Genomic DNA, 16,731 nt, shown 5'->3' with positions numbered 1-16,731 from the left:
TTCGTCAGACGGTCAGACTGTCGGCCTGTTCGCGCAGGCCGCGCAGTTTGCCGAGTCGAACGTCGATCTCGGCGATGCGCTCGCCGCTGTGGTCGCCGTACTTGTGGTGGGCAGCTTCGGCCAGCCGCAGCGCCTCGTCCGCCTGCTTGGCGACGTCGGTGGCGATATCGGTGAAGTGATCGCGCAGCACACGTTGCATGGCGCGCAGTCGATTTCGCGATTCCTTGCTGACCTGGAAGATGACGTCGTCCATCAGCCGAGCCACCGCGACCTTCGCCTCGGCCCGGCGGCGGGCCTTACGATTCTTGCGATCGTCCCAGAGCGCGTTGATACCGAGCAGCACGCCCGCCCCGGCCGAGTACCAGTTGACCAGCGACATGCCGAGCAAGCTGGTGGCGAGGCCGACCATGAGGACACCACCGTAGGAACCCCGCAGGCCGGACAGGAACTGCTGCGTCACACCGGCTTTCGCGCTCTCCAGCGGCTCCAGCGGCTGCACGGGTTCGAGTACCTCGCCGGGGTTGTCCAGGCGCAGATCCGGCAGCGGCGCGGCGCGGTTGTCCGCCAAGAACTTCGAGGCGACCTGCTCGGAGAGCTCGACCGAGCGGTAGTGCGCCATCACGAAATTCTCTTCGACCGCCTCGCAGATCCTGGCGTCGAGGTCGGTGCCGAATTCCTTCCAGCGGCGAGCCGGATCGGTCTTGATGATCTCGGCCTCGGCGTCGCGCACGAGGTTGCGCAGCCGGTGGCGCAGGTCGTGCTCGATGTCGGCCATCAGCTCGGTGCTGCCGTCGACCAGGGTGACCTGCCAGTTCGCCGTGCGCTGGCGCAGTTGTTCCGCGTTGTCCCTGGCCCGCACCAGCTGGTCGGTGATCTCATCCCGCCGGCGCGGATCCCGCAGCGACTCGACCTCATTGCGCAACGTCAACGCGAGATGATCACTGACCAGCCGGATATCCTGCACCGCGGCATCCAGCGCGACACTGTCCGCGCGGGCGACCACATAGTCGCGCAAATGGTCGATCAGTTGCGGCACACCGGATTCGATGTCGCGCTGATAGTTGCCGGACAGCCCGGCCTGCCGGTGCAGTTCCGCGGAGACGGGCGCCACCGCGAAGCCGAGCCCGGCCGCGTCGAGCAGTTCCCGGTTGCGCTGCTGGGTGTGCGACCAGTGGGAGAACTGGTCGATCTTGTTGAGCACGCAGATGACGGTCGGGCAGATCTGCTGGATGCGTTGCAGGTAGGCGATCTGGTCCACGGTGAGTTCGGTGGCGGCGTCGCCGACGTAGAGCACGGCATCGGCGGCGGCGATCATCGACCAGGTGGTGTTGTCGGCGCCGCGCGCGCCGGGTGCGTCCATCACCACAACGCCGTCGGCCAGCAGCGGACTCGGCTGGGTGAATTCGGCCCGGATCACGCCGAAGCCGGAGATGGCGGGGCCGGGGTCGAGCGGGTCGACCGACTGCCGTTCGGTGCGGCCGTCGACCGAACGCACCAGTGTCGCAGTCGGTTCCGGCCCGTACTCGACGATGACGGGCACGCTCAGGTCGCTGTTGGTCGCGCTGACCGACGCGCCGACCAGGCTGTTGACCAGCGTGCTCATGCCGTTCTTCGGCTCGCCGACGACGACGAGGCGGACCCGGGGGTCGCTCACTCGCGCCCGGACCATGCTCAACCGGCTGCCCAGGTCGTCGCGGCCCGCGAATCTGGTCATCTCCCGCAGTTCGTCCAGAATCCGGATCAGCGGCGCCATCGCGTCCGGATGTTTCACCGTCGCGGCCTTCAGCCCGGCTGCGGCAGACAACCTGCCTCCTTACATAGTTGTGCTCTCGATCGACATGGACGCCCCCTTCACCCCTTGCTCACCAAGGTCCCGCGCTAGATCAACGCTGAGTCCAAGCCGCCCGGGCCCATGTGGTGGGTCTCGGCCATCGTAGATTCCGGCAGCAGACCGCCGGACAGGCCACCGCTCGCGAGGATCGAGTGGTCGGTGTAGGTGGGGTAGTCCTGGATCGGCGCCGTGTTCGCGCCGACCATATGAGTGTTGTCCGCGATGGCATGCGGCTTGGGATCGACGATCGGCGGCTTGTAGGTCGGTACCGGCGCCTGGGTCGGCGCGGTGAAGGTAGGCGGCAGGTCGTGGGTCGGCACGGGTGCATTGTGCGTCGGGACCGCCGTCGGTACGTCGCGGGTCGGCACGGTCGGGTCCGGCTGGGTGACCGTCGGCACCTCGCGGGTGGGCACGGTCGGCTGGGTGGTGACCCCGCCGGTCGCGCCGCCAGGGCCCGTGCCCGTGCTGGGGGTGGTCACGTCGTCGTCCGGGGTGGTCGGCGACTGCGTCGGCTGCGTGCCGGTGGCCGGCGGCGTCTTGGTCGTCGGCACGTCCGGCCCGGTGGAGATGCCGCCGTGCCCAGTCGACGGGTGGCCTGCGCCGGGCACCTTCGTGGTGAGGTCCGGCGTCTTCGGGATGCTCGGCGTGGTGATATCCGACGGCACCGTCGGGACCGGGACGGTCTTGGTGATGGTGGTCGGCATGTTCGGCGTGGTGACCGACACGTCCGAGGGCTTGGTATCGGGGATCGGGTTCGGCTTCACCACGGGTGTCGGCCGAGCCTGATCGAACAGTGCGGGCGTGGCGGCGGCGGGCACGGTGAGCACCGACGGACCCTCCGGTGCCGCAAACACATTCGCGATCGGCGTGGTCGCGGCGTCCGGCTGGATGGTGGTCTGCAACGGAGTGGCCGCCACCGGCTGCGGCGCGGCACTCACCACGGGTGCGACCACGGCGGGCGCCGCGGCGGCGGTGGCCACCGGCGCGACCGTGGCCATCGGTGCGGGCGCCGGAAGCGCCTGCACTACCGGTTGCGTCGCGGGGGTGGGGGCCGCCGAATGCGTGGAGTGTGTGGACTGGGTCGACGACGAGCCCGGCGTGGTGAGACCGCCGACAACACCGGGGTTGCCATGTCCGACCACGGTCGGGTCGGTGACCGCGCGGTCGTTGCCGTCGGGTACGTGCAGGCCGCTGCCGAGCCAGTCGGTGAACTGGTCGAGCTGGTCACCCACGTGACCGGCGCCCAGGTCGACCTTCATCTCGGAGTTGAAATAGACGCCCTGCGGGCCGATGGCGAAATCCACCGACCACTGCGTGCCGACGAAGATCCCGAGGGGATCGCCGCCCGCGTCGCCGACGCCGTCGAAGGGACCGTTCGCTGCCGGGGTCGCCTGCGATCCGGGCAGGTCGAAGACGCCGGAACCCGGCGCGACGAAACCGTTCGCACCCGGCAGGCCGAAACCGTGCCCGGCCTGACCGAGTCCGTGGCCGGGCAGACCGAAGCCATTGCCACCGGGCGCCTCGACTTCAGCGCCGGGGCGATGGGCCGGGCCCGCGTCCGCACCGGGCAGGCCGATGCCGCCGGGCGTACCGGGCAGGCCGAGGCCGTTACCGGCGGACGTTCCCGGCAGGCCGACGCCGTGCTGGTCCGCGGCACCGGGCGTACCCGGGAGTTCCATGCCGTGCTGGTTCGACGCGCCGCCGGGCAGGCTCGGCAGGCCCATGCCCTGCTGGGTGGACTCGGTGCCGGGCAGCTGGAATCCCGCGTCGGTGCCGTTGTACTCGTCGCCGAACGTCGGCAGGTTCGCGCCGCCGGGGTGGGTGCCGGGCAGGCCGAAGCCGGAATTGCCGTGGGCGACGGGCGAGTTGGCCGCGTAAGGCGAGTTCAGCGGAGCCGGTTCGACGACCGGGTCCGGAAAGGTGATCGTCGGGGAAGGCAGGTCGGCGTCGGGGTCGCTGTTGTGCGCCCAGCCCGCGTTCCTGCTGTCCGCGTGCGAGGAACTGGGGTGCGCCGGGACACCGCCACCGTTCGCGGCCACCAGTGCGCCGCCGGTGACATACGCGCCCGCCCGTGCTACCCGCGCGACACCCGTGGCCACTCGGTATGCGGTGTCACCCGCGCGCTCGGCTGCCTCGGTGGCGTCGTCATCGAAGGGCAGGTCACGCGTCATAGAAGCTCCATCTCGGGTTTCCAGCAGCCATCCTCACATGCCGGCCAGGCCGAGTGAAGATCACCTAACACTATTTCGGGAAAACCCGACTGTCACATTCTCCAGGACTGTAGAGACTCCACTGGTGGCGAGCAACACAACCCTGCCATCCCGAAAACCAGAACGGAAGCCCCATTTCTGGTGGGTTAACAAACCGTTCGAGGTCGCCGATTCGGCTTTTGACCAGGTCGAATTCTGCCGCACCCGTACCGAGCCACGCACGCGACGACGGGAACCTAAGAGTTCTCTAACGAATGCTCAACAAGTGGTGAAGATCCTTTCCCTACCGTCGATTTCGTCGGACCAGCCGGGCCGGCAGCATCGATCCGAAGGAGTCACCCTCATGACCGCATTCACCGGACGCCGCATCGCGGCAGTGCTCAGCGGGACCACGCTCACCGCCGCCGTGGTCGCGGGCATGGCGGGCGCCGCATCGGCGCAGCCGGGACCGCCGCCCCCGCCCCCGGCTCCCGGCCTCGTCCAGGTCGATCCGGTCGCACCTGGCGAACCCGTCATCTGCACCCCGATCGATCCGAGCGAGCCGGTGGTGATCACCCGCGGCGAAGGACCGGACGGCCCGTGGGTCACCATCGAACGCGAACTGCCGCCCGGCGCCGTCCCCGCGGTCCCGATCGCGCCCATGCCCGCGATCCCGGCCGACGACGTGCCCGGCACCCCGGCCGAGATCGTGCCCGGCGCCCCGGGCGAGCCGGGGTGCGTCGTCGCGAGCGTGCGCTGACCGGGACTAATGTTGATCCATGACCGGACACCGGATCTTGGTCGTGGACGACGAGGTTCGCGTGCTCGCCTCGCTACGACGCGGGTTGGAACTCTCCGATTTCGAGGTGGTGACCGCGAGCGACGGCGCCGAGGCGCTGTCGATGGTGCGTACCGCGGCACCCGACGCCATGGTGCTGGACGTGAACATGCCGACCCTGGACGGTGAAGGCGTGGTCACCGCGTTGCGCGCGATGGGCAACGACATTCCGATCTGCGTGCTCAGCGCGCGCAGCGCGGTGACCGACCGCATCGCCTGCCTCGAACGCGGCGCCGACGACTACCTCACCAAACCCTTCGACCTCGGCGAGCTGGTCGCCCGGCTGCGAGCTTTGCTGCGCCGCCGGGTGACCCCCGCCGAACGTCCCGGCACCCAGGTGCGGATCGGTCAGGTGCAGATCGACCTGGCCGGGCACCGGGTGCTGGCCGCGGGCACCCCGGTCGACCTGACCAAACGAGAGTTCGAGGTACTCGCCTTGCTTGCCGAACATCCGGGCATCGTGCTCGGTCGCGAGCAGATCCTTTCCGCCGTATGGGGTTACGACTTCGCCACCGACACCAATGTGGTCGATGTCTTCGTCTCGTATCTGCGGCGCAAGCTCGAGGCGCCGGGCGCGCCACGGGTGGTGCACACCGTGCGCGGAGTCGGCTTCGTCCTACGGGAGCAGCCGTGAAACGTTCACCGTCGCTGCGTACCCGGGTGGCGCTGGTATCCGGGGTCGTCGCCGCGCTCGTCGCGCTCACCCTGACCATCACGTTCGCCGCGTTGCTCAACGCGACCGGCGAGCGGCAGTTGGACGAGACCGTTTCGTCGATGGCGGTAAGGGTTGCGCCGCCGTTCAAAGGTGCTCCGGCGGAGCCACTTCCGCCGCCGTACCCGGGGGTGCAGGCACCTGGGGCACCGCCGCAGGTGGATGCGCCGCCGGGCCCACCGCCCTATGCGGAAACCCCTTCGCCCCCACCATCTGTCGCGTCGCCGTACTCGGAAACGCAGCCCTCAGTGGACGCCCGCTCGCCTTCGGTTGCCGATGTCCCCGAATACTCGGTGCCCGGCGTGCCCAGCGACGCGGCGGTGACCCGGGTCGACGGCCTGCCCGGGGTCCTGGTGTCGCTCGATCCGAACCGCGACGTGGTCGCCTCGGCCATCCACCGCAGTCAGCTCATCGGCCTCGGCATCGGGGTCGCCGGTGCCGTCGTCGCCGCCCTGCTCGGCTGGTTGCTGGCCGGTTACGCCGCGCGACCGCTGCGCACGCTGGCCACCGCGACGCACGGCATCGACACCCTCGAGGAGCTCCCGCCGCTGTCCGGCCGCGGCGCCAAGGAGACCGAGGAGCTCTCCGACGCCATCACGCGCATGCTCGCCCGGCTGGAGGCCGCGCACCGCGCCACCAACCACGCCCTCACCAGCGCCCGCGATTTCGCCGCCGTCTGCGCCCACGAACTACGCACGCCACTCACCGCCCTGCGCACCGACCTACAAGTGCTGGCCACCAAGGAGATTCCCGCCGACCAGCGCGGCACCATCCTCAACGAGGTGCTCTTCGCCGAACAACAGATCGAGAACACCCTCACCGATCTGGAACGGCTCGCCGTCGGCGAACTCACCGAGCCCGACATCTTCGAACCCTTCGACCTGTGCGAAACCCTGGACCGCGCAGCACAAGACGCGCAACGCCGACACCCCGGCGTCCGCATCGAACTAATCGAATGCGAGCCCGTCACGGTGACTGGCCTCCCCGGCGGCCTCATGTTGATCGTCACCAACGCCGTAGCCAACGCCGTCCAGCACGGTCACGCCGACACCGTCACCATCACCGTCCGCCCCGCCCCCGACGACACGGTGGAGATCCTCATCGACGACGACGGAACCGGCATCCCGGACACCTTGTGCCCCAAGGCCTTCGACCGGTTCGTCAAAGGACCGGGCTCCCCGGGCTCGGGACTGGGTCTCGCGCTGGTGCAGCAACAAGCCGAATTGCACTCCGGCACAGCCAAACTCGCCAAGAGCCCGGCAGGTGGCGTACGCCTCCAGGTCCGGATCGCCGTGCAGCCCGCAGGCTGAGTTCGGTCGATCCGGTCCCGGAGCGGGGCGGGCCCTACTTCCCCTTCGGCTTATCCGACGCGGCGTCCGAAGAGAGCGCGGCCACGAAGGCTTCCTGCGGGACGTCGACGCGGCCGATCGTCTTCATCCGCTTCTTGCCTTCCTTCTGCTTCTCCAGCAGTTTGCGCTTACGGCTGATGTCGCCGCCGTAGCACTTGGCGAGCACGTCTTTGCGGATGGCGCGGATGTTTTCGCGGGCGATGATGCGCGAGCCGATGGCGGCCTGGATGGGCACCTCGAACTGCTGGCGCGGGATGAGTTCGCGCAGCTTGCTGGTCATCTTGTTGCCGTAGGCCTGCGCGGCGTCCTTGTGCACGATCGCGCTGAACGCGTCCACCGCCTCACCCTGCAGCAGGATGTCGACCTTCACCAGCGCCGCGTCCTGCACGCCCGACTCTTCGTAGTCGAGGCTGGCGTAGCCGCGGGTGCGCGACTTCAACGAGTCGAAGAAGTCGAAGATGATCTCCGCCATCGGCATGGTGTAGCGCAGCTCGACGCGGGTCTCGGACAGGTAGTCCATGCCGCCGAGCTCGCCGCGGCGCGCCTGGCACAGCTCCATGATCGAGCCGATGAACTCACTCGGCGAGATGACGGTGCACTTCACCACCGGCTCGAAGACGTGGCGGACCTTGCCCTCCGGCCAGTACGACGGATTGGTGACGACATGCTTGGTGCCGTCCTCCATCTCTACGGTGTAGACCACGTTGGGCGCGGTGGAGATCAGGTCGAGGTCGAACTCGCGTTGCAGCCGCTCGCGGGTGATCTCCATGTGCAGCAGGCCGAGGAACCCGCAGCGGAAGCCGAAGCCCAGTGCCACCGAGGTTTCCGGCTCGTAGGTCAGAGCGGCGTCGTTGAGCTGGAGCTTCTCCAGTGCGTCGCGCAGGTCCGGGTAGTCGGAGCCGTCGACCGGGTAGAGACCGGAGTACACCATCGGGCGCGGCTCGCGGTAACCGGTGAGCGGCTCGGTCGCACCGTTGCGCATGGCGGTCACCGTGTCGCCGACCTTCGACTGGCGCACATCCTTCACGCCGGTGATCAGGTAACCCACCTCGCCGACACCGAGACCCTGGGTCGGCTTGGGCTCCGGCGACACGATGCCGATCTCCAGCATCTCGTGCGTGGCGCCGGTGGACATCATCTTGATCTTCTCGCGCGGGGTGAGCTTGCCGTCCACCACGCGCACATAGGTGACGACACCGCGGTAGGTGTCGTAGACCGAGTCGAAGATCATCGCGCGGGCGGGCGCGTCCGGGTCGCCGACCGGGGCGGGCACCGTTTTGATGACCTCGTCGAGCAGTTCGGTCACGCCGACACCGGTCTTGCCCGAGACCCGCAGCACGTCATCGGGGTCGCAACCGATGATGTGCGCGATCTCGGCCGCATAGCGGTCGGGGTCGGCGGCGGGCAGGTCGATCTTGTTGAGCACCGGGATGATCGTCAGATCCTTGTCCAGCGCCAGGTACAGGTTCGCCAGCGTCTGCGCCTCGATCCCCTGCGCCGCGTCGACCAGCAGCACCGCGCCCTCGCAGGCCTCCAGTGCGCGCGACACCTCGTAGGTGAAGTCGACGTGGCCCGGCGTATCGATCAGGTGCAGCACGTAATCCGTGCCGTCCACCTGCCACGGCAGCCGCACGTTCTGCGCCTTGATGGTGATGCCGCGCTCACGCTCGATATCCATCCGGTCCAGATATTGGGCGCGCATCTGCCGCTCCTCGACCACACCGGTCAGTTGCAGCATCCGATCGGCCAGCGTCGACTTCCCGTGATCGATGTGCGCGATGATGCAAAAGTTCCGGATCCGAGACGGATCGGTGAACGTCGTGTCGGCGAAGCTGGCGGGCACTCCACTCCTCATGGGTATCGGCAAACTGTCCTCTATCGTCCCATGAGCAGTACGAAGCTCCCGCCATCGGTGTGGCGAACCTCGAGATCCCGGCTGCAAGAGCCCGCTGTTTCCCGGTCGGGAGCAGCCGGTGGGTGAGCAATCCCGGGAACGTCGGTGGCTCATCGTAGAGTTAGGCCATGCCAGGCCAACCGCTGAAATCAATCCAGATCGAGGGATTCACCTCGATCAGATCGGCGACGGTCGAGCTTCGGCAACTGAACATTCTGGTCGGCGCGAACGGTGCGGGGAAGAGCAACTTCGTCCAAGCGCTCGCCCTGCTCGGACGAATTGTCGACGGTGAACTCGGCCTGTTCGTTGGACTCAACGGCGGCGCTTCGGCGCTGCTCACCGACGGCGACGGCACCTCCCGGATTCGTTTGGAGCTCGACGCCGATCCCAACTCCTACGAGGCCGTCCTCGTCCCCGCAGCGAACGACGAACTGATCTTCGAAACCGAGGTCGTCTACTACCACGAGCCGAAATACGATCGCCCGTACAGCAAGTCGCTGGGTCATGGTCATCGCGAGACCCGACTGGCCACGGAAACCGGTGGCCCACGGGGTGGGATAGCCAAGTATGTGTTCGCGTTGCTCGAGGGCTGCAAGGTCTTCCATTTCCACGACACCAGTGCTGATGCTCCGGTCAAGCGGACGGTGTCCACTGCGGACAACCTGACTCTGCGTCCGGATGCAGGCAACCTGGCCGCGTACCTGTATCGCCTGCAGACCAGCGATGCCGCCGCCGACCAGGCGGCCTATCGCCGCATTGTCGGGGCGATCCAGTTGGTGGCGCCGTTCTTCCGGGATTTCGTGCTGCAACCCGAGAACAACGATCGCATCCGGCTCCGATGGCAGCAGCAGGGCTCGGACGCCGTCTTCTCTGCCAACCAGATGTCGGATGGCACGCTTCGGTTCGTCTGTCTGGCTACGCTGCTGCTGCAGCCGGAGTTACCCGCGCTCGTCGTCTTGGACGAGCCCGAACTCGGACTACATCCCTTTGCCATCGTGCAGCTCGCGAACCTACTGCGGCAGGCCGCGTCTCGAAGCCAAGTCCTGATCGCCACCCAATCGGTCACCTTGATGAACCAATTCGAGGTCGACGACCTGATTGTCGTGGAGCGCAGAGCCGGCGGATCGACCTTCTCGCGTCCGGACGCCGCTGAGCTGGAGGCGTGGCTGGCGGAGTATTCCTTGGGCGAGCTGTGGGAGAAGAACCTGCTCGGCGGTCGGCCCGCCAGGGAGGACTTCGACCAGGCATGACGACCAGCTATCACCGCCTGCACTTCCTGGTCGAAGGGCAGAGCGAGGAGATCGTCGTCAACAATGTGCTCGCGCCTTATCTCGCTGACAGCGGCTGGACGGTGACCAAGTCGATCGTCACCACGAAACGCCCTGCGGGCGGCCCCAATCACCGCGGTGGTGTCAGCTGCTGGTCCAAGGTCGACCGCGAGATCAAACTGCTGCTGCGGGATTCGAGCATCGAGATCCTGACGACCCTGTTCGACTTCTACGCCTTCCCACCGGACGCTCCCGGTATGGCGGACATTCCGCCCGGCCTCGCACCCCATGACCGGGTGGCACACGTCGAAACCTCCCTCGCCGCAGCCGCCGCCGATCGCCGATTCGTGCCTCATTTAATCCTGCACGAACTGGAGACGTGGGTGTTCGCCGCCGCAGAGCAGGTCGGCTGCCTGCTCCCAGGACTGACCGAGCGATTGCTCGAGGACGTTCATCTGGCGGGCGGTCCCGAATTCGTCAACGACGGTCCGGACACCGCACCGTCGAAGCGGATCCTCAACTATTGCCCGCAGTACTCGAAAACGAACGACGGCCCACTGGCGATAGCGGACCTCGGCATCGAGGAGCTACGGAGCCAGTGCCCTCACTTCGACAGTTGGCTCGAAGGGTTGCGCGACCGGCTGCCGTGAGGGGTGCGCACAAAGTGGGCGCTCACACACCTGGTGTCGGTTTGTTATGAACGCGAATCCGCGCGTTAGCCGGTTCGTCCCTGGTCGCGAAGGTCCTGGCTGGAACTGGTCGTTCGGTCCGGCATTGGGCGCCCGGATCGGGGCGGGGATGGGGGTCGCGGCGCGCGTGAGAAGACGGCGGTGCGCCGTTATATTGCGAATATGGCCCGAAGTTGGAACTCCCTCGGCAAGCAGCTCGGACTTATCGCTAAGGAGCAGGGTCCCAAGCTCGTCAGGCAGCAGGGGCCGCGGCTGGTGGAGCGGCTGGTCGGGTCGTTGAGTCAGCGGCGCACGCCTGCGGTGAAGGTGCGCCCGACCGCGTCGACTCCGGTGCCGACGGCCGAGCGGGCCCGGCAGATCGTGTACTCGCCGCAGTTGGACGGGCGGGCCGATCCGGGCGAGATCGTATGGACCTGGGTGCCGTTCGAGGAGGATCCGAGCAACGGCAAGGACCGGCCGGTGCTGGTGGTCGGGCGCGACCGCAGGACCCTGCTCGGGTTGATGCTGTCGTCGAAGGCGGACCGGGCGCGCGACCCGAACTGGGTCGGGATCGGCAGCGGCAGTTGGGATCCCGAGGGCAGGCCGAGCTGGGTTCGGCTGGACCGGGTGCTCGACGTGCCAGAGGCAGGCATCCGGCGCGAGGGAGCCATCTTGCCCCGCAAGTCGTTCGACCTTGTCGCCCACCGGTTGTGCGCCGAATACGCCTGGCACTGAATCGATTACGGTGATCGCATCGTCCTGCAACACTGTTCCGCGGAATAGCGGAGAGCCCATCGGCACCCCTCGGCGCCGATGGGCTCTCGGATCGACTCAGGACAGCACGTTGCGCGAGCGACCGAACAGCAGGCCGTACACCAGCGCGCCGAGCGCACCGCCGATCAGCGGGAACACCACGAAAGCCCAGACCTGCCCCATCGCGCCGTCCTGATAGGGGGCGACGGCGAGGCTGCGCGCGGGGTTGACGGAGGTGTTGTCCACCGGGATCGAGATCAGGTGGATGACCGCCAGCGTGACACCGATCGACAGGCCGGCCAACGGCACATCGGAGAGCTGGTCGGTCGAGGCGAGCACCACGAACACCAGCAGCGCAGTCAGCATCACCTCGATGATGATCATCGCGGCCAGCCCGTATCCGTTCTGCAGGACGACCTCACCAAGCGGGCCCTTTTGCGCCGAAGGGCTGTGCGGACCCCAGCCGTTCGCGCCGAGTCCACTGGCCTCACGGTCGTAGGACGGCAGATTCTTCGCCAGCGCGAACAATACGAGCCCGGCCAGGAAGCCACCGATCAATTGCGCGATCCAGTAACCGACCGCGGTGACCACACTGATTCTGCCGAGCAGCAGATGACCGACCGTCACGGCGGGATTCACGTGGCAGCCGGAGATCGGCCCGATCGCATAAACAAGAAACAACAGTGAAAGTCCGAAGGCCAGCGCCACGCCCAGCGCGCCGACCCGATCCCCCGCGAGTACCGCCGTCCCGACACCGCCCATGACCAGGACGAACGTGCCGAGCGCCTCCGCTCCCCACTTCTTGCTGTCGGGAATCGGCCCGTACTCGGCGACTTCTTCCACAACTTCTTGAGCCGTTGGAGACATCTGTCCACCTTCCGCGTTCCAGACGTATAGCTATTGCCAGCCGTGGTGTCGCTCAGAAAACAGTGCCGTTCAAGATCAACGGGTTGCACTCGGGACGCTACGCCAGACGTGTGGTCTCTACAACGACCTCGGCACCGATGAGCCTGCACGGCCGCCGCGGCACGCGGGGCGAGGTCGGCGCAGCGTCCCGGTCGACGGTGCTGATTTCGTGCCCCGAGCGGCGGCTGGTATTCTCGACCTTCGGCGTTGCGTTACCCGTTTATCGAGGGTGCGACGCACGCGCAGGAACTTTTCCAGCACAGACCACTCAGCGACAGGAACACGAGGAAACAGGCGTGGCCAACATCAAGTCCCAGTTGAAGCGGATCCGTACCAACGAGGAAGCGCGCAAGCGTAACCAGTCGGTGAAGTCCTCGCTGCGCACCGCGATCCGCAGCTTCCGGGAAGCTGCCGCGGCCGGCGACAAAGAGAAGGCCGCCGCGCAGCTCCAGACCGCGAGCCGCAAGCTCGACAAGGCTGCCTCGAAGGGCGTCATCCACGCCAACCAGGCCGCCAACAAGAAGTCGGCCCTCGCGCTGGCTCTGAACAAGATCTGATTCCCCGGTACCGATCCGGTACCGCATGCTTCTGACGCAGCCGCCGTGGCCTCGACGACCACGGCGGCTTTTGTCGTACCCATACCCGGTCAGCGCCCTGTTCGGCGGCGAGGATTCTGGATCGGCCCACAGCCTGTCGGAGGTTCCAGCTACCATTCGGCGCATGGTTACCGTTTACGCCAATCAGACTGTGGTCCGTGGCGAGGATCTGCCCGACGTGATCCGGGCCGCCGAGGTCCTGGGCATCGGGGTGAAGATCGAGAACGTGATGGTTCCCATCGACGAGGAGGGCTCGTACTCGTTGGAGTGGGTTGTCACGCGTGACGACGAAGTACCCGTGTACGACGACTGGGAGGGCCGATACGAGGAGTCGGAGGAAGAGGACGAGGAGCTAGTGCTCAGCTCGGTGGAGTGAGTTCCGCCGAGGGCGTGCGATCGACCAACGGCGCCGGATCGGCCATGAGCCGGTCCAGCGCCGTCTGCGAATCCGCATCGGCCGCCCGATAGATGATGATGCGCTGGTCCGGATCCTGCACCGGCATCAACACCTCGTAATTGACCACCAGCCGCCCGACGACCGGGTGCCGCAGCGGTTTGGCGCCGCGGCCCTGCACCCGCACGTCGTGCCTGACCCAACCCTGCTCGAACTCCGCGCTGCGTGCGGTGAACTCCGCGATCAGCTCACCGAGCACCTGGTCGTCGGGATGGGCCGCCCAGGCCGCGCGCAGGTCCGCGACACCCTCGCGGATGATGCGCTCCCGCTCCACGTAGAAGTCGCGCATGCTCGGCTCCATCAGGCACAGCCACATGGAGTTGCGCTGACGCGGCGGCACCGTGTCGAAGTCGATGATCAGCCGCGACATCTCCCGATTCCAGGCCAGGATGTCGTAGCGGTGGTTGATGAGCATCGCCGGTAGCGGCGACAGATCGTGCACCAGCATGGCCAGCGCGGGCGCGGGTACGGTGGCCGGCTTGCCGGCATTCGGCTGCCGCTGCTGCGCCAGATCGAACAGGTAGGCGCGTTCGTCGGCGTTCAGCCGCAGCGCCCGTGACAACGCCTCCAGCACGTCGGCGGACGGACGCAGGCCGCGTCCCTGCTCCAGCCGGACGATGTAGTCGGTACTGACCCCCGCCAGCTCCGCGACCTCCTCGCGCCGCAGCCCCGGCGTGCGCCGCGCCTGTCTGCGCGGCGGTAACCCGAGGTCACCGGGTCTCAGTCGCTCTCGGCGGTCGCGCAGGAAGGACGCGAGTTCCTGGGTGGGATTCGTGGCGCTCGCAGGCCTGCGGGCGCCGCCGGGGCCCGAGTTCGCGCCGTCTGTCGCGTTCACCATTCCGGTCATCACCGTCGATATTACGGCTGCCTAGGACTGGCTTTCCCAGGAAAAACCTTCCCTTACCCCTCCGGTCGCACCGCTGAAGACTGGGTTTCCTCACCACTGCAGCACCAACGACAAGGAGCTGGACATGTCCGGAGTCCGTACCCTCGACACCTACCGGCTGCTCGGCCGCTCCGGTCTTCGGGTGTCTCCGCTGTCCCTCGGCACGATCACCTTCGGCGCCGACTGGGGTTGGGGCGCCGATAAGGACGAGGCCCGCAAGATCTTCGACACCTATCTCGACCGCGGCGGAAACTTCATCGACACGGCGAGCCAGTACACCAACGGCACCTCCGAGCAACTTCTCGGCGAATTCACCGCGGACAATCGCGAAAGCCTGGTGCTGGCAACGAAATACACCATGCTGCGGCGCCCGGGTGACCCCAATTCCGGTGGGAACCACCGCAAGTCGATGTTCGCCTCGGTCGAGGCGAGCCTGCGCAAACTGAACACCGACTACATCGATCTGCTCTACTTGCACGCCTGGGACTTCATGACTCCCGTCGACGAAATCCTGCGTGGCATGGACGATCTCGTGCGTTCGGGCAAGGTGCTCTACGTCGGCATCTCCGATGCGCCGGCCTGGCAGGTGGCCCGCATGCAGACCATCGCCGACCTACGTGGCTGGTCACCGCTGATCGCATTGCAGATCGAATACAGCCTGATCGAGCGGACCGTCGAACGCGACCTCATCCCGATGGCTCGCGAGCTCGGCCTCGGCGTGATCCCGTGGTCACCGCTCGGCAGCGGTGTGCTCACCGGCAAATACACCCGAGACGACCTGGATCACCAAAGCGAGGGTGCGGTCGAGGGCACTCGCAAGAACGTCGCGGCCGCGCAGGGCGCGCTCACCGAGCGCTCGCTGTCCATCGCCGACGTGGTCAAGGATGTCGCCACCGAGCTGGGCAAGACGCCCGCGCAGGTCGCGCTGGCCTGGACGCTGCGCAATCCCGGCGTGACCTCGCCCATCATCGGTGCCCGCACCGCCGCCCAACTGGAGGACAACCTCGGCGCGCTCGAGGTCGAATTCGACTCCGCGCAACTGGCCCGGCTCGAGCAGGCCAGCGCCATCGAACTCGGTTTCCCGCACGACATGCTGGCGCGGCCGATGACCCGCGGCGTCGTCTCCGGCGACCTGAAGATCGAAGCCCGCGCCTGAGCAATCGGTGCACGCGGCGGTGCGGGCACGGCTTGCGCCGCCGCGTGCGGCTGTCCTATGCTCGGCGCCGCGACATCCTGTCGCCGTAAGCGTTCACGTCAACCAACGCACCGGCCCCGCCGATCCGGCGGTGCCGTTGCCTGACGAACACTTACGGAGCGACGATGAACTCTCGCAACACTTTCGGCAAGCTGCCCGCCCGGTATTCCGCAGTGATTCTGCCGATGCTGCTGTCCATTCTCATGACCTGCATCGTGTCCCTGATCAGCACGCTGATGAGCGACGGCCTGGCGGTCGGCGTCTGGTTGCGGTCCTGGGCGGTGTCCTGGCCCATCGCCTTTCCGACGTTGCTGCTCGTGCTGCCGCTCGTCCGCAAAGTCACGGCCGCCCTGGTCCAACCTCCGCAGCAGGCCTGACGCGCACTTTCCGGCAGTGCGATGAAATTCCGCGGTTCGGGTCGTCAGTAACGGTGACGACACCGAACCCGGAGGACACAGTGGACCGAGATCAGATCCAGGCGTGGGTAACGGCCGAAAGGCTCTCGCTGGCCGACTTCTTCGACGGCCTCGACGAACACGAATGGCAAGTGGAATCACTGTGTGCCGGCTGGAACGCGCATCAAGTGCTGGCCCACGTCTCGCTGTCCAGCAAGGTCAGTCTGCGGGAAACGCTGGTGGGGGTCATCAAGGCCCGTGGCGATTGGGATGGGATGACCGACAAGCTGGCTCGCGATCGCGCTGCTCGGTTCACGCCCGCCGAGTTGATCGCACAGGTGCGTGAGTCGGCCGGATCGACGCACCGGGCGCCCGGGGCGAGTCCGATAGATCCGTTGGTGGACATGATGATTCACGGGCAGGACGTCGCGCGGCCGCTCGGCCGGGTGCGGGAGATGCCCCTCGAGCAGGCGTGCGCGGCGCTCGAACATGTGCGGAACAATATTTTCTACGGTTCGCGCAAGCGGTTGCGTGGGATTCGGCTGGTTGCCACCGACGTGGAATGGGCGGGTGGCGATGGGCCCGAGGAGATCCGGGGGCCGATCAGTGACCTGCTGCTTGTCGCCACGGGGCGGAAGGCGGGGCTTGCGGCGTTGACCGGGCCGGGGGTCGAGCGAGTTACTGCCGCTATGTGAGGGTCGGCACCGTTGTTACATTGCTCTTGCCGCACAGGCTATTTCGGCACACCGGCCGACATAGACCGTAGCGGATGGCTTCGGGCAAGCCGGTGCAGCTCA

Annotated in this window: 16 protein-coding genes; 11 read left to right on the top strand and 5 right to left on the bottom strand. The window is 67.1% G+C overall.

Going from position 1 to position 16,731, the window contains the following annotated elements:
* Positions 1–4: 4 nt before the first annotated feature.
* Both DBO33_RS10560 and DBO33_RS10555 read right to left on the bottom strand, forming a co-directional pair.
* A complete protein-coding gene (locus DBO33_RS10560; protein ID WP_107654863.1) occupies positions 5–1,804 on the bottom strand; it encodes a dynamin family protein in 1,800 nt (599 codons plus the stop codon).
* A gap of 74 nt (positions 1,805–1,878) precedes the next feature.
* On the bottom strand, positions 1,879–4,002 hold the full coding sequence (locus DBO33_RS10555; protein WP_107654862.1) for a hypothetical protein: 2,124 nt from the start codon (positions 4,000–4,002) through the stop codon (positions 1,879–1,881).
* Between the two features lie 382 nt (positions 4,003–4,384).
* Here DBO33_RS10555 and DBO33_RS10550 point away from each other — a divergent pair, with 382 nt between their 5' ends.
* The 3 genes from DBO33_RS10550 to DBO33_RS10540 are packed head-to-tail and all read left to right on the top strand — an operon-like array spanning position 4,385 to position 6,880.
* Complete coding sequence (locus tag DBO33_RS10550; protein ID WP_107654861.1) at positions 4,385–4,780, top strand: hypothetical protein; 396 nt, start codon at positions 4,385–4,387, stop codon at positions 4,778–4,780.
* A gap of 19 nt (positions 4,781–4,799) precedes the next feature.
* The gene (locus DBO33_RS10545) at positions 4,800–5,492 is read left to right on the top strand and encodes a response regulator transcription factor (protein WP_107654860.1); all 693 of its coding nucleotides are present in this window, start codon (positions 4,800–4,802) and stop codon (positions 5,490–5,492) included.
* Entirely contained in the window at positions 5,489–6,880 is a 1,392-nt protein-coding gene (locus DBO33_RS10540) for a sensor histidine kinase (protein WP_107654859.1), read from the top strand. The genes DBO33_RS10545 and DBO33_RS10540 overlap by 4 nt, the downstream gene beginning before the upstream one ends.
* A gap of 34 nt (positions 6,881–6,914) precedes the next feature.
* Here the strand turns inward: DBO33_RS10540 and lepA are convergent, their stop codons facing one another.
* A complete protein-coding gene (gene lepA, locus DBO33_RS10535; RefSeq protein WP_107654858.1) occupies positions 6,915–8,774 on the bottom strand; it encodes a translation elongation factor 4 in 1,860 nt (619 codons plus the stop codon).
* Between the two features lie 167 nt (positions 8,775–8,941).
* Between lepA and DBO33_RS10530 the strand changes: the two genes are divergently transcribed.
* The 3 genes from DBO33_RS10530 to DBO33_RS10520 all read left to right on the top strand — a co-directional run bounded on the left by DBO33_RS10530 (position 8,942) and on the right by DBO33_RS10520 (position 11,484).
* Positions 8,942–10,063 carry an AAA family ATPase gene (locus tag DBO33_RS10530; protein ID WP_107654857.1) on the top strand — a complete coding sequence of 374 codons (1,122 nt, stop codon included), beginning with the start codon at positions 8,942–8,944 and terminating at the stop codon, positions 10,061–10,063.
* Positions 10,060–10,731 (top strand): DUF4276 family protein, encoded by a 672-nt coding sequence (locus DBO33_RS10525; RefSeq protein WP_107654856.1) that lies wholly within the window; start codon positions 10,060–10,062, stop codon positions 10,729–10,731. The genes DBO33_RS10530 and DBO33_RS10525 overlap by 4 nt, the downstream gene beginning before the upstream one ends.
* 201 nt (positions 10,732–10,932) lie before the next feature.
* A complete protein-coding gene (locus DBO33_RS10520; protein WP_107654855.1) occupies positions 10,933–11,484 on the top strand; it encodes a type II toxin-antitoxin system PemK/MazF family toxin in 552 nt (183 codons plus the stop codon).
* Between the two features lie 96 nt (positions 11,485–11,580).
* On the opposite strand, the gene DBO33_RS10515 is transcribed toward DBO33_RS10520, so the two are convergent.
* Positions 11,581–12,369: an aquaporin gene (locus DBO33_RS10515; protein ID WP_107654854.1), complete on the bottom strand. Its 789-nt coding sequence runs from the start codon at positions 12,367–12,369 to the stop codon at positions 11,581–11,583.
* Between the two features lie 335 nt (positions 12,370–12,704).
* On the opposite strand from DBO33_RS10515, the gene rpsT reads away from it, so the two are divergent.
* Positions 12,705–12,965: a 30S ribosomal protein S20 gene (gene rpsT / locus DBO33_RS10510; protein ID WP_107660148.1), complete on the top strand. Its 261-nt coding sequence runs from the start codon at positions 12,705–12,707 to the stop codon at positions 12,963–12,965.
* Between the two features lie 163 nt (positions 12,966–13,128).
* Positions 13,129–13,380: a hypothetical protein gene (locus tag DBO33_RS10505; RefSeq protein ID WP_107654853.1), complete on the top strand. Its 252-nt coding sequence runs from the start codon at positions 13,129–13,131 to the stop codon at positions 13,378–13,380.
* On the opposite strand, the gene DBO33_RS10500 is transcribed toward DBO33_RS10505, so the two are convergent.
* On the bottom strand, positions 13,364–14,305 hold the full coding sequence (locus DBO33_RS10500; RefSeq protein WP_234390772.1) for a helix-turn-helix domain-containing protein: 942 nt from the start codon (positions 14,303–14,305) through the stop codon (positions 13,364–13,366). The genes DBO33_RS10505 and DBO33_RS10500 overlap by 17 nt on opposite strands.
* A 124-nt stretch (positions 14,306–14,429) precedes the next feature.
* Here DBO33_RS10500 and DBO33_RS10495 point away from each other — a divergent pair, with 124 nt between their 5' ends.
* From DBO33_RS10495 to DBO33_RS10485, 3 genes are all read left to right on the top strand, one after another.
* Complete coding sequence (locus DBO33_RS10495; protein WP_107654852.1) at positions 14,430–15,500, top strand: aldo/keto reductase; 1,071 nt, start codon at positions 14,430–14,432, stop codon at positions 15,498–15,500.
* A gap of 164 nt (positions 15,501–15,664) precedes the next feature.
* A complete protein-coding gene (locus DBO33_RS10490; protein WP_107654851.1) occupies positions 15,665–15,916 on the top strand; it encodes a DUF2798 domain-containing protein in 252 nt (83 codons plus the stop codon).
* A gap of 53 nt (positions 15,917–15,969) precedes the next feature.
* On the top strand, positions 15,970–16,629 hold the full coding sequence (locus DBO33_RS10485) for a maleylpyruvate isomerase family mycothiol-dependent enzyme (protein ID WP_234390771.1): 660 nt from the start codon (positions 15,970–15,972) through the stop codon (positions 16,627–16,629).
* The last annotated feature ends 102 nt before the right edge of the window (positions 16,630–16,731 follow it).

The organism is Nocardia suismassiliense, from assembly GCF_900269665.1.
Taxonomy (GTDB): Bacteria; Actinomycetota; Actinomycetes; order Mycobacteriales; family Mycobacteriaceae; genus Nocardia; species Nocardia suismassiliense.
Note: the sequence above shows the minus strand (reverse complement) of the source record. Positions and strands in the feature narration are given on the sequence as shown.

What these genes read in the sequence shown, in the direction of transcription:
- DBO33_RS10555 (WP_107654862.1), bottom strand. Translation starts at nt 4,002, where the DNA reads ATGACGCGTGACCTGCCCTTCGATGACGACGCCACCGAGGCAGCCGAG.
- DBO33_RS10550 (WP_107654861.1), top strand. Translation starts at nt 4,385, where the DNA reads ATGACCGCATTCACCGGACGCCGCATCGCGGCAGTGCTCAGCGGGACC.
- DBO33_RS10545 (WP_107654860.1), top strand. Translation starts at nt 4,800, where the DNA reads ATGACCGGACACCGGATCTTGGTCGTGGACGACGAGGTTCGCGTGCTC.
- lepA (WP_107654858.1), bottom strand. Translation starts at nt 8,774, where the DNA reads ATGAGGAGTGGAGTGCCCGCCAGCTTCGCCGACACGACGTTCACCGAT.
- DBO33_RS10530 (WP_107654857.1), top strand. Translation starts at nt 8,942, where the DNA reads ATGCCAGGCCAACCGCTGAAATCAATCCAGATCGAGGGATTCACCTCG.
- DBO33_RS10525 (WP_107654856.1), top strand. Translation starts at nt 10,060, where the DNA reads ATGACGACCAGCTATCACCGCCTGCACTTCCTGGTCGAAGGGCAGAGC.
- DBO33_RS10520 (WP_107654855.1), top strand. Translation starts at nt 10,933, where the DNA reads ATGGCCCGAAGTTGGAACTCCCTCGGCAAGCAGCTCGGACTTATCGCT.
- DBO33_RS10515 (WP_107654854.1), bottom strand. Translation starts at nt 12,369, where the DNA reads ATGTCTCCAACGGCTCAAGAAGTTGTGGAAGAAGTCGCCGAGTACGGG.
- DBO33_RS10505 (WP_107654853.1), top strand. Translation starts at nt 13,129, where the DNA reads ATGGTTACCGTTTACGCCAATCAGACTGTGGTCCGTGGCGAGGATCTG.
- DBO33_RS10500 (WP_234390772.1), bottom strand. Translation starts at nt 14,305, where the DNA reads ATGACCGGAATGGTGAACGCGACAGACGGCGCGAACTCGGGCCCCGGC.
- DBO33_RS10495 (WP_107654852.1), top strand. Translation starts at nt 14,430, where the DNA reads ATGTCCGGAGTCCGTACCCTCGACACCTACCGGCTGCTCGGCCGCTCC.
- DBO33_RS10490 (WP_107654851.1), top strand. Translation starts at nt 15,665, where the DNA reads ATGAACTCTCGCAACACTTTCGGCAAGCTGCCCGCCCGGTATTCCGCA.